General features: G+C 48.2%; 6 protein-coding genes and 2 pseudogenes. All 8 read left to right on the plus strand.

Annotated features, from left to right (window positions below; translation table 11 throughout):
• Positions 1-77 precede the first annotated feature (77 nt).
• The 8 genes and pseudogenes from PAV_RS13545 (at position 78) to parE (ending at position 13,240) form a co-directional block, all read left to right on the plus strand.
• Positions 78-3,083 carry a dynamin family protein gene (locus PAV_RS13545; RefSeq protein WP_005547070.1) on the plus strand — a complete coding sequence of 1,002 codons (3,006 nt, stop codon included), beginning with the start codon at positions 78-80 and terminating at the stop codon, positions 3,081-3,083.
• A 98-nt stretch (positions 3,084-3,181) separates the two neighbouring features.
• Positions 3,182-4,015, plus strand: a complete 834-nt coding sequence (locus PAV_RS32375) for a hypothetical protein (protein ID WP_005547072.1) — start codon at positions 3,182-3,184, stop codon at positions 4,013-4,015.
• Between the two features lie 257 nt (positions 4,016-4,272).
• Positions 4,273-6,069, plus strand: coding sequence for an ABC transporter ATP-binding protein (locus PAV_RS13550; protein WP_005547074.1), 1,797 nt, complete (start codon positions 4,273-4,275; stop codon positions 6,067-6,069).
• On the plus strand, positions 6,066-7,946 hold the full coding sequence (locus PAV_RS13555; protein WP_005547077.1) for an ABC transporter ATP-binding protein: 1,881 nt from the start codon (positions 6,066-6,068) through the stop codon (positions 7,944-7,946). The genes PAV_RS13550 and PAV_RS13555 overlap by 4 nt, the downstream gene beginning before the upstream one ends.
• 191 nt (positions 7,947-8,137) lie before the next feature.
• Positions 8,138-8,959 carry a GDSL-type esterase/lipase family protein gene (locus tag PAV_RS13560; protein ID WP_005547079.1) on the plus strand — a complete coding sequence of 274 codons (822 nt, stop codon included), beginning with the start codon at positions 8,138-8,140 and terminating at the stop codon, positions 8,957-8,959.
• Positions 8,960-8,998: 39 nt separating this feature from the next.
• Positions 8,999-9,963: pseudogene (locus tag PAV_RS13565) on the plus strand (ABC transporter ATP-binding protein).
• Complete coding sequence (locus PAV_RS13570) at positions 9,956-10,945, plus strand: ABC transporter permease (protein ID WP_005547083.1); 990 nt, start codon at positions 9,956-9,958, stop codon at positions 10,943-10,945. Before PAV_RS13565 ends, PAV_RS13570 begins: the two are co-directional and overlap by 8 nt.
• Before the next feature lie 306 nt (positions 10,946-11,251).
• Positions 11,252-13,240, plus strand: a pseudogene (gene parE / locus PAV_RS13575) (DNA topoisomerase IV subunit B).
• The last annotated feature ends 4 nt before the right edge of the window (positions 13,241-13,244 follow it).

Below are 13,244 nucleotides of genomic sequence, written 5' to 3' on the forward strand. Positions count from 1 at the left end.
CGATTACTCGGTTTTTTCTATGCCTAGGCATAATATTAGGCGTTCTGTTAGTTATCGATGCGACGAGGGAGACGTGAATGGAGAAGATGAATGCGAGGTTGCACACCAATTCGGCCATTGCGGAGAAAGACAGCGGGGAACTCGGAAAATGGCTGAAGCATACAGCGGAACAGATGCAGCATAGGGGAGATGTGCAGCACGCCGAGAAGATGCTGGAACTTGCGAAGAAATGGCAAGAATCGATCGTGATGGTTACGTTCTGCGGCCATTTTTCAGCAGGAAAATCAAGTGTGATTAATGCATTGTGCGGCAAGCAGCTGCTGCCATCCAGCCCAATTCCAACGAGTGCAAATGTAGTTACGCTCCGTTATGGCGAGCGCCATGCACGGGTGCTTCGGCGGTTAGGGGATGGATCAGTACAGGAGGAGCCTGTCCAATTTGAGCAATTGGATGAGATATGCCGCGATGGTATAGGCATAGAGCGTGTTGTGCTCTTTGATGAAATTGAGTGGATGGAGCAAGGAGTCGCTCTGCTGGATACTCCAGGGGTCGATTCAACAGATGCTGCTCATCGGGCGGCTACTGAGGAAGCCATGCATCTGGCTGATATTGTGTTCTATGTAACGGATTATAATCATGTGCAGTCAGAGACGAATTTTGCGTTTGCAAAGGAAGTTGCAGATGCGGGCAAGCCGCTTATTTGGATCGTCAATCAGATTGATAAACATCGTGAGCAGGAGCTGACCTTCGAATCCTATCAACAGGATGTGAAAAGTGCACTGGATGCGTGGCAGCTTAAGCCTGAGGGTGTGTTTTACATATCTGTTAAGCAGCCTGAACATCCGCTTAATGAATGGAATGCGCTTGAAGCTTATGTGCGCCAAGCTGCTATGGAACGGTTGCCGCTCGTTCGTTATGGCATTATGCGTGCGGCATGCGAGATGATTGCAGCGCATGCCAAGTTATTGAAGGAGCCTTATGTAAGCAAGCGTGAGCAATTCATTGAACGTATAGGTGACGAGGCTGCCTTGATGACATGGAAGGAGCAAGTGCGCCAAGCGGAACAACGAGTTGCGGAGCTTACAGCACGACAAGAGGAAGTAAATGATCTGTTTCAGAAGCAGCTACAGCAGCTGCTTGCCAATGCAAATGTGACGCCTGCAGCTATGCGTGATCAGGCACAGCAATATTTAGAGTCACGAAAGCCAGGCTTCAAGGTTGGCTTCTTATTCTCTGGGGTGAAGACGGAAACGGAACGTAATCAACGTCTGAATGCTCTTACATCCATATGGAAGGATGGATTGCGGGCGAATGTAGAAGTTCATCTAATCCAATTGATTCGTGCACTTGCTGAGGAGGTTGGGGCGGACGGTCAAGAAGCATCTTCTGCTATGGAGAGCGCATTGCCTGATTTGGGCAAAAGCTGGCTGGCAGCTTCGGTATCAGAAGGGGCAAGCGGCTCGCCAGAGTATACGTTGAATTATTGCCGCTCGCTTGCTGATGAAGCTCGAACCTTACTGCGCAGAGCTGCTCTGACCGTTGCAGAGCCTTTGTTGAAGATCAAGCTCCAGCGATATCGAGATGATTTTTTGCAAGCAGAGAGAGAGTTAGCAGAGATGAAGTCGCTTCATCTTGATTACACAGAATTGGAGAGCAGCTTGCAGGCAATTGATCAAATGGAAGCGGAGTTGGCTCGTCAGATCGAATTGTGGCTGCCAGCCGATAAGCAGCAGCATGGATGGAACGGTCTGCTTCCAGATGTTCTTAGCGTGAAGCAGCAAGCGTGCAGCAAGCAGAAAATAAAAGGCGGCCACTCGGTATCGCAGTCGATGAACAATGCAGAATGCAATTCTAATGCTGTCAATAGGCTTGGCAGTTCTGCTCAAGCGGTGAAACGCTCTGATAAACAGGCAATCGTTGAGTCGTGGCTGGAGCTGTCTGATGATGATGGTAACAGAACAAGTGAGGAGCAGGGTGAATATGCCCAAGCCTATGCAAGTAGATATGGATCAGCACAAGGGCTTTATGAGCATGATACAACGGTATCCGGAAGCTCTCAGCAGCCAATTGAAAATTCGGAAGCACCTAGACAAGTCCGTCGTAGGCTGACAGATACGGCTGGAAAGCTCGAACAAGCAGCAGGCGTTCTTGAACAGCTGGATTCGATGCGTATGCTTGCGTCAGAGATGCGCGACAAGGCCAAACGGCTAGTTGAGAACCGCTTCACAGTAGCGCTATTCGGGGCCTTCAGCGCCGGGAAATCATCATTCGCGAATGCCCTTATCGGACAGAACGCTCTCCCGGTATCGCCCAACCCGACGACAGCTGCGATTAATACAATCGCTGCTGCAACAGACGCGCACCCGCATGGCACGGCGCGCGTAACGATGAAGCGCGAAGCGAAGCTGCTGGATGACCTTCGCTACGCGCTGGAAACCTTGGGCGAGCCGAGTGCTTCCACCATGGAGATGGAGGAAGCGCTGCATGCGCTCGCCCGGATTCGCCCGGAGACGATTCATCCTTCCGGGCGCCCTTACTACCGCTTCATCCAGGCTGTGAAGCGGGGAATCGATAAGGCTCGAGGCCTATTGGGCCAGGAGCTTATGGTCGATGAAGCAGAATATCGCTTATTCGTAAGCGATGAATCTCGTTCAGCCTTTGTTGAACGTATTGATCTATTTATTGACAGCGAGCTCACGAGACAAGGCTTCGTCTTCGTAGATACACCAGGTGCAGACTCAATTAATGCAAGGCATACAGGTGTTGCATTTGAGTATATGAAACAAGCCGATATCATTTTGTTTGTGACGTACTATAACCACGCTTTTTCACAAGCAGATCGGCAATTTCTTACCCAACTTGGCCGTGTCAAGGATGCCTTCGAGCTGGATAAAATGTTCTTCGTTGTCAACGCATCGGATCTAGCCGCTTCTCCAGAAGAGCTTTCAAGCGTGCTTGATTATGTAGAGGATAGACTGCGTGAGTTCGGCGTACGTAATCCCCGTCTATTTCCGATATCCAGCTTGCAGGCCTTGGAAGGCAAACAGCAGGCACAATCCGAGAAGATTGAAAGTCAGGGATAGAAGCGTTCGAGCAGTCGTTCCTGCAGTTCGCAGGCAATGAACTAAGTCAACTCAGCATCCATTCTGCCCAAATCAGCTTGGAGAGGGCAGCTAAGCAGTTGAAGGCCATGTGGGACGCCTCTCACGCTGATGCTGCAGAGCGCGAGCGGGAATTGCTCCGCTATCAGAACTTGGTTGAACAAGCCCACAGCAGCTGTTCGGAGTGGCTAAAGCGTGATGAGACAAGTGCATTCCGCCAAGAAGCAGATGAATTGCTTTATCATGTGAGCCAGCGGCTGCAGTTCCGCTTTGGCGATATGTTCTCACATGCGTTCAACCCGGCTTCGCTGCGCAGAGATGATCGTAATATCGACAGTTCTTTGCAGCGCTGTTATGTAGAATGGAGCCGCATATTTACCAAGGAGCTTGCGAATGAATTGTATGCAACTTCTCTGCGAATGGAGCAAAGCGCAAAGAAACTTGTAACGAGCTATCGTAATCGCCTCCAGCAGACAATCACGGAGCAGTTGCCTGGATACTCGCCGACAGAAGAAGCTATGACTGCTTGGCCAACCCCTGAGGTATCCGGTGAGATTAACTTGCCGAATGTTACAGCACGCTGGATTCGAGGCTATTTCCGTAATAGCAAGGCATTCTTTGAAGGCAATGGCCGCAGTGAGCTTAGGCAGGCATTAGAGCTTCAGACGATGCAGGCTGTCAAGCAGGCGACAGAGGAGCATCGGGAGCGATTCATCAAGCATATGCTCACGCATTATCACCAAGTTGTCCAAAAGTCCTACACGGAACTTTCTGAAGCGTTGGATCGATATATGGAAAGATTAAGCAGCGCTTTACAGGCAGATGTCGATGAAGGTCTGCTTCAAGCGGTGATGAGCGCCATGGAAGAGGTAATATCTGCCGATAAAGTATCAAACGAAAGAGATGAATTTTAGCAAAATTGATATCAAAACCGTATCAATCCCTTACAAACGCTTACCGGACATATGTTTGGTAAGCGTTCTTTATTGAATAATGAACCACAAGTCAGTAAATCAGACGATTTAAGAGAAATGTTTGGATATGTTCCCACTAACCTCGGAAAAATCGAGCACAATCCGCATTATGATGAAATTGGCGTTTTGCTGTTGTGTTTTCATGATGATAAACTGCATTACATCTCACGAGAACGTAGAAAAGGGGAGGAGAATCCATGAACGTCTTCAAGCGGCTAAGCACGTATTACTGGCCGAAAAAAGGCTACTTAATCGCATCTATCATTTGCTTGATGGCGGCAACCGCGCTCGGACTGGTGTATCCCAATCTGCTGCGCATATTGATTGACGACGTCATAGCAAAAGAACGATTCGATTGGGTGCCTTGGCTGGCATTGACGGTGGTCGTCGTTGTCAGCATTAAAGGCACCCTCACATTTTTACACGGCTTTTTTGGCGGAAGACTAGGCAACTACGTTGCCTACGAGATGAGGAATGCATGCTATCGCAAGCTGCAATTTCTCTCATTCCGGTATTATGACAAGGCAAGAACAGGGGACTTGATGTCTCGTTTGACAGCAGATCTCGAAGGAATTCGCAACTTTATTGGCTTCGGGTTCGCCCAAATTTTGAACATGGTGCTGATGGTGATCTTTGGCGCAGCAATGATGTTCTCTATTGACTGGAAGTTAACGCTAACTACGCTTATCCCAATCCCGTTGCTTATTCTGGTAGCACTTCGCTTCGAGTCGAAGATTCATCCGGCTTTCCGTGAAATGCGCGTTGCCTTTAGCCGGCTGACAACGGCGGTTCAGGAGAACATTACAGGTGTACGTACGGTCAAATCTTTCGCGCGTGAAAGCCATGAAGTAGACAAATTCTCTGTTCGTTCCGAAGCATATAAAGAAAATCAAATTCATGCTGCTACATTATGGGGGCGTTATTTCCCGATCATGGAGCTTCTTGCTTGCTGCTGTGTCGCTATGCTGCTGGCAGTTGGCGGTACGAAGGTTATCAACAAGGAGCTGTCTCTTGGCGAATTGGTTGCATTCTTCAGTATGATTTGGTACATTATCGGTCCGATGTGGGGGATCGGCTTCCATATCAATAACTACACCCAATCTAAGGCTTCTGGAGAGCGTGTGCTTGAACTTCTTGATACACCCGTTGACGTTGCGAACAATGAGCGTGCGATGGTGCTCAAGGATGATGAAGTAAAAGGGCATGTTCAATTCAAAGATGTATCCTTCCGTTACGAAGGAGATGTAAACGCTCTTAGCCACATCTCGCTTGATGCGACGCCAGGTAAAGTGATAGGCCTTCTAGGCGGAACAGGGGCAGGGAAAACGACCATTATCCAGCTGCTCATGCGCGCATATGACGTGAAATCAGGAAGCATCACATTGGATGGACACGATATTCGAGATCTTGATGTGAAGAGCCTGCGGAGCCAAATGGCTACCGTATTCCAAGAGACGTTCTTATTTTCGTCTTCAATCTATAACAATATTGCCTACGGACGGGATGATGTTACGGAAGAGGAAGTGATCCGTGCTGCGAAGCTTGCTCAAGCTCATGACTTCATCATGGAGCTTCCACTCGGCTACGACACAATCGTAGGCGAACGCGGTATGGGGTTATCTGGCGGCCAGAAACAGCGCATTGCAATTGCTCGTGCCTTGCTGAAAGATCCAAAGATTCTAATTTTGGATGATGCGACAAGCGCGGTTGACATGGATACAGAGCATGCGATTCAAGCGGGCTTCCAAGAGGTTATGCGTGGTCGTACCGTGTTCATTATCGCTCACCGCATCTCGTCGCTGCGGCATGCCGATGAGATTCTAGTACTGGAACAAGGACATATTGCACAACGAGGTACCCATGAACAGTTGATCGTAGTGCCTGGCACGTATCAAGATGTGTATCGGATTCAATATGCAGATAAGCTTGATTCAGATTTGACAGGAAATTCAACGAAAGATTCAACGATGAGCAGAGAGCAGGTGAGAGTATGAGTGAGGCTCGATTTACAGCAGCATCCTCGGCACCGGGGCGAGCAAATGAACACGACAGCGCTGCTTCTGAAAATGTCGAGCGCAAGCGCTCCAGATTCGTTTATCAAGATGATGATGCAATTGAAAAGCCCTTCAACTGGGCCCAAATGCGCCGCCTGCTCGTCTATATGAAGCCATATAAGCGCCAGTTGCTCCCAGTACTGCTCGTCATGATGGTACTGGGTACGATAACGAAGCTCGCGATCCCATTTCTAATTAGTTATGCTATTGACCATGCAATACAGCCGACAGATGGGAATCCGTCGCTTCGAATGTTGTATATCATCGCGGGAACGGTACTTGGACTCTACATTGTTCAATGGGGGGCCAATGCGTTCCGGATCAAATTTATGAATGTGATCGGCCAACGTATTATTTATGATTTGCGTGCAGATTTGTTCAAGCATATCCAGAAGCTGTCGTTCCAGTTTTATGACAAGCGTCCAGCTGGCTCTGTGCTCGTGCGCGTAACGAATGATGTCAATTCCTTACAGGAATTGTTCACGAACGGAGCAGTCAATACATTAATTGATTGCATGCAACTGATAGGTATCATTATTATTCTATTGTTTTTAAATGCACAGCTTGCATTGGCTGTTATGATAACCGTGCCTATTATGTTCTTAGTGTCTACAAAGCTTCGTAAGAAGATTCGATTTGCTTGGCAGGATGTTCGTATGAAGCAATCTCGAATTAACTCACACTTGAATGAAGCCATTCAAGGTGTTCGCGTAACGCAAGCGTATACACAAGAACAACAGAATATGGAATTCTTTGATCATATGAATATGGTGAACAAGAAATCCTGGGATCGCGCTTCTGCCATGAACCAATCGTTTGGGCCTGTGATCGAGATAACCAGCGCAGTGGGTGCATTTATTCTTTTCATGTATGGGTCTTACTTAATACAGAGTCATGCGATAACCGTCGGGGTACTATTTGCTTTTGCGCAATACATAGGGAACTTCTGGGAGCCTATTAACCGCTTAGGGCAAATGTATTCACAAATGTTGATTGCCATGGCCTCGTCAGAACGTATCTTTGAATTTATGGATGAACAGCCTTCCATTCAGGATGCAGTATCATCAATGGCACTCCCGCCGATTCATGGCGATGTGGAGTTTGAGAAGATTTTGTTCGAATATGAAAAGGGACGTCCTGCATTGAAAGGAATCTCGCTATCTGCTAAGGCAGGCGAGTCTATCGCGCTTGTCGGACATACCGGATCAGGAAAGAGTACCATTATTAATCTATTGTGCCGCTTCTACGATACGACAGAAGGCCATGTCTTGATCGACGGACATGATATTAGGCAGGTGACGATTGAAAGTCTTCGTTCCCAAATTGGCATCGTGCTGCAGGATACGTTCATCTTCTCTGGCACAATAAGAGACAATATTCGTTTTGGCCGTCTCGATGCAACGGATGCAGAAGTAGAAGCTGCGGCGAGAGCGGTATATGCGCATGATTTCATCGTGAATATGAAGGACGGTTATGATACTGAGGTTGAGGAAAGAGGGAACGTCCTCTCTATGGGTCAGCGTCAGCTAATCTCGTTCGCGCGTGCGCTGCTTGCAGATCCGAGAATTCTCATTCTCGATGAAGCAACGGCAAGTATCGATACGGAGACGGAGCTAAAAATACAAGAAGCGCTGAAAACATTGCTGCAGGGCAGAACATCCTTCATTATCGCACACAGATTGTCGACCATTCGCAATTGCGACAATATCGTCGTGCTTGATCATGGCGTTATTCAGGAACAGGGTACGCATGAACAACTGATGGATATGCGGGGTACCTATTACAATCTAGTAGCAGCGCAGTATAAATATATGTAGGCATTTCTTGTACGGTGGTTTGTGGTGCAGGGAGTTGCTTTCAGAATTAGAGGGGCGGCCGATATCGATCGGTTGTCCCTTTTTGATTTTGAGTGTTAGCTTTGCTGTACCCCCTGCAGTTTGCAAATAGGAACATGAACAGGTAATGTAAAGGGAGAACGGAGTTCAGGGATTGAGACAGGAGGACTAGGATGAGTCGTAAATCGGCATCGCGGCAATGGTTATGGATTGCTTCATGCGGCGTGGGATGCACGCTGCTATTGCTCGTTGGCTTCGGACTCGGAATTGCGGATATTATATATCCTGCTTCTGTTCCGTTTGCGGATGCGCCTGGGGTGAAGACTTCACCGACAACAGATACCGCCACTCACACAGAGCAGGAGATACGGATCGCTGCTCTTGGCGATTCTTTGACAAGAGGCACTGGCGATGGTACGGGACAGGGCTATGTTCGTCGCGTGGTGAGTACGCTTGAGAAGAGCAAGGAGAAACCTGTTTCGCTTTTGAACAATCTGGCAGTGAATGGGCTTCGTGCAGATCAGCTTATGGAGCGTTTGGAGAAAGATAGTGCGGGGTATGTATTGAAACAAGCGAATGTCATTCTGTTGACGATCGGCGGCAATGACTTATTCCAAGGAGCTCAAGCAGAACAGATGAGCGCCAAGGAAATGCAGTTGGATACGCTCATCGCCAAGGCGGATGCGGGAATTGTTCATTTGAAACAGGTGTTGGCTCAGCTGCGTAAGTGGAACCCGGATGCGCTAATCATCTATGTAGGATTGTATAATCCGTTTGCAGATTTACAGGCGATGCGTGAAATCGGCAATGCCGTCGTGCAGAAGTGGAACGATTCAGCTTATACGCTGATCAATAAGGACAAGAATATGATGATGGTACCGACCTACGATCTGTTCCAGCAGAACAGCAGCAAGTATTTATCGTCTGATCATTTTCATCCGAATGGAGAAGGATACGATGCTATTGCTAAGCGGATTGTGCAAAGCATCAAATAATAGATGGACATATGATATCGGCCGGGAGGTGGCTCAGTGATGGAGCATGCGAAGGAAGTAGTATTATCAGTTGAGCATGTAAAAAGAAAATAGGCGCAAAGCTGATCATAAAAGATGTAACCTTCGAGGTTCGTGCAGGAGAGATCTTCGGTTTCCTTGGGCCGAATGGCTCTGGCAAAACGACGACCATTCGTATGCTGGTTGACTTAATTACGCCAACTTCAGGCCGAATTACCGTATGCGGACTTGACGTCAATCGCAATCCGGAGCAGGCGCTGCGGCATGTTGGCTGCATCGTGGAGAATCCGGAAATGTATAACTTTCTGACAGGGTGGGAAAATTTAGAACATTTCGCCCGGATGGTGAATGGAGTTGGATCGGAACGTATCCAAGAAGTTGTTGAAATTGTCGGTTTGTCCAATCGGATTCATGACAAGGTGAAAACATACTCGCTAGGGATGCGGCAGCGTCTTGGAATCGCACAAGCGCTGCTGGCCGCGCCGAAGCTGCTCATTTTGGATGAGCCTACGAATGGATTAGATCCGCTTGGCATTAAAGAACTGCGTGCATTCATTCGTATGCTGGCCGATAGCGGCATGGCTGTGTTCGTATCGAGTCACTTGCTCAGTGAAATTCAACTGATGTGCGATCGTGTAGCTATTATCAGCAATGGAGAAGTGCTTGCTGTTGACGATGTAGAGCAACTGCTTACGGGACGCAATCAGTTCGTGGTTTGGCAGGCACAACCCGTGGAGCGGGCTGTGGAATTGTTAACCGAGAACAATGGAGTTACGGTATACACACGAGAGAATGCGCCAATTGATGAGTCGGCCCTGATAGGACTTCCGGACTATGCGATCGTTACCGAAACTCCTTCTGACTATATACCAGAATTGAATCGAAAGATGCTGCAGGCCGGCATCGAAATAGAGGGAATTCAGCGCATTATGCCTACCCTGGAGCAGTTATTTTTAGAAATAACGGAGGGTGAACGCATTGAGTAGCTTGCTGCCGCTTATCCAAAACGAAACATTAAAAGTATTGAAGAAAAAGCGATTTTATGTCATCATGCTCATATTGATCGTGTTAATCCCCGTCTTCACTTATGCACAAATGAAGATGGCGGAAAGCAGCCGGGCGAAATTCAAGGAGGACTGGCGCCTAGAGCTTCAACAGCGAATTACAGATATTCAAAATTCGCTGGGCAGCGATCGTATACCGGAAGAGTGGAAGAAGTATCGGCTCATCATGCTGCAGCAGTTGCAATATTATTTGGATCATGACGTGAATCCAAGTGAGCCGAACGGAGTGACATTTACCCGTACCTTTATGGATAATGCGGTGACGCTGTTCATCCCGCTGCTTGTCATGGCGATCGCCTCAGATATCGTATCTTCGGAACGTTCGACCGGGACGATTAAGATGCTGCTGACCAGGCCGGTACGCAGGTGGAAGGTGCTCATGAGCAAATGGGTTGTTCTCATGATGTTTACCGGCATCATTGTTGTCATGACAGCGCTGCTCGCGTATCTTATTTCCGGAGCTGTGTTCGGTTATGGGGGATGGACTTTCCCGATATTTACCGGATTCTCGCTGTCGGGTACTAATGTGGACTTCAATGCCGTACATACGCTTCCCTCATGGCTGTACTTGCTTATGCAATGCGGTCTGATCTGGTTCTCCAGCATTGTTGTCGCAGCGCTCGGGTTTATGATATCTGTGCTCGTCCGGAGCACAGCAGCAAGCATTGTAACGCTGATGGCAACACTGATTGCAGGTACCATCTTGTATAATATGGCCTCATCTTGGCCGACTGCCAAATACCTGTTCATGATTAACTTAAAATTGACGGACTATATGGCGGGTACACCGGCTCCTGTAGAAGGCATGAGCTTGCCGTTCTCTCTTGCGGTATTAAGTATATGGGGCATGATTTCCCTATTCATTGCATTCCGTGTCTTTACGAAACAGGACATCTTGAATTAAAATAAGAATGCGAAACATCTGTTTGCATCCGGACGATATAAGTAATGGGGATTTCTGCTCCTTCGTCCGGCAGCGGCAGATTTTCTTTTGCCAACGAAGGTTGGAACGCTAAAAAGATAGTTTCAAAAAGCCGCTTTTGATCATAAAGCATAACGGGAAGTAACTCGTGAAAATGTTCAGCAGCTAATTTTGCATTCGCTTGCAACCTTACTGATGCTGAAAACTGGTCTTTTTGAACACGTATTGTTTAGGAAACACGCATGATTATTGATTATGCACTACATGTAATTTGAAGGAGGAGCATGAATGGTCGAGCAAGTCGATATGTTCGGACAGTCGCCTGAGAATGGGGGGGCATCTGGCAACCGCAATTCTGAGTATGGGGCTGACGACATTCAAGTGCTCGAAGGGCTTGTCGCGGTACGCAAACGGCCAGGGATGTATATTGGCAGTACAAGCTCCTCGGGGCTGCATCATCTGGTATGGGAAATCGTAGACAACGCTGTCGACGAGCATCTCGCCAAATTTTGCTCTCAGATTGATGTGACAATTCACAAGGATCAGTCGGTCACCGTTCGAGACAATGGACGAGGAATTCCGACGGGTATGCATAAGACAGGGGTACCGACTCCGCAGGTCGTTTATACGATCTTGCATGCGGGCGGTAAGTTCGGTGGCGCAGGCTATAAGAAATCTGGGGGTCTGCACGGCGTTGGCGCTTCAGTCACGAATGCGTTATCGGAATGGCTTGAGGTTGAAATTTGCCGCGATGGCAAAATACATCGCATGCGCTTTGAAACATGGACGGATAAGAAAGGCAAAGAGCATGTCGGCGAACCGGTAACGGGGCTGGAGATTGTCGGTAATACGAATCGCACGGGTACAAAGGTAACGTTTAAGCCAGATGCGAAGGTATTCCATGGCAATATTCATTTGAATTATGACAATCTTGCTGAGCGATTGCAGGAGATTGCATTTTTGAACTCTGGCTTACGGGTCACATTGAAGGATGAGCGGACAGGAAAGGAAGAAACTTTCCTATATGAAGGCGGAGCAAGCGAATTTGTACGATTTTTGAATGAAGACAAAAGTGTGCTGCATGAAGTCATTCATTTCACGGCTGAGAAGGATGATATTGAAGTCGAGATTGCGCTTCAATATAACGATGGGTATACGGAAACAATCGTATCGTTCGTCAACTCGATCCCAACTCGTGGCGGCGGTACGCACGAGACAGGCTTCAAGACAGCCTACACGCGTGTGATGAATGAATATGCGCGCAAGAACAGCTTATTGAAGGAAAAGATAAAACCTGGACGGGAACGATCTCCGTGAAGGTATGATGTCAGTCATTAACGTGAAAATGTCAGATGTGGAATTTGTCGGCCAAACGAAGGATCAGCTCGGGAGTGCGATGGCAAGGGGCGCTGTGGATACCATCGTATCCGAGCATATGAGCATTTTTTAGAGGAGAACCCGCAAATTGCGCAGATGCTTGTCAAGAAGGCGATTCAGGCATCCAAGGCGCGTGAGGCGGCACGCAAGGCAAGAGAAGATGTTCGGTCAGGCAAAAAGCGCAGTGAAAGCTCGAACCTGAACGGCAAGCTGACACCGGCGCAGTCGAAGGATTATACGCGCAACGAGCTCTTTATCGTCGAAGGGGACTCAGCGGGTGGTTCTGCGAAGCAGGGACGCGATTCCAAGACGCAGGCAATCTTGCCGCTGAAGGGGAAGCCGATGAACCCGGAAAAGGCGAAGCTCGCTGATATTCTGAAAAATGATGAATATCGAACGATCATCCATGCGATCGGAGCAGGGGTAGGCTCCGATTTCGATGCTGATGAGAGCAATTACGCGAAGATCATTATTATGACAGATGCTGACACAGACGGTGCGCATATTCAAGTGCTGCTGCTCACTTTCTTCTATCGATATATGCGGCAGCTTATTGATAAGGGCAAGGTATATATTGCACAGCCTCCGCTATATAAGATATCGCATAAGAAGGGCAAGCACTTGACAGTTCGCTATGCTTGGACAGACGAGCAGCTTGCCAGCTACGTGAAGCAGTTCGGACAAAGCGCTGAGATTCAACGTTATAAAGGTCTTGGCGAGATGAATCCCGATCAATTGTGGGAAACGACGATGGATCCGGAAACGAGAACATTGCTGCAGGTGCAGATCGATGACGCCGCCAAGGCAGAGCGCCGCGTGACGACATTGATGGGCGACAAGGTGGAGCCGCGCAAGCGCTGGATCGTAGAGAACGTTGACTTTGCGGAGTTCGAGGAATAGAAAG

Source organism: Paenibacillus alvei DSM 29, from assembly GCF_000293805.1.
Classification (GTDB): domain Bacteria; phylum Bacillota; class Bacilli; order Paenibacillales; family Paenibacillaceae; genus Paenibacillus_B; species Paenibacillus_B alvei.

Coding starts and splice junctions, on each gene's coding strand:
- PAV_RS13545 (WP_005547070.1), top strand. CDS start 78: ATGGAGAAGATGAATGCGAGGTTGCACACCAATTCGGCCATTGCGGAG.
- PAV_RS13550 (WP_005547074.1), top strand. CDS start 4,273: ATGAACGTCTTCAAGCGGCTAAGCACGTATTACTGGCCGAAAAAAGGC.
- PAV_RS13555 (WP_005547077.1), top strand. CDS start 6,066: ATGAGTGAGGCTCGATTTACAGCAGCATCCTCGGCACCGGGGCGAGCA.
- PAV_RS13560 (WP_005547079.1), top strand. CDS start 8,138: ATGAGTCGTAAATCGGCATCGCGGCAATGGTTATGGATTGCTTCATGC.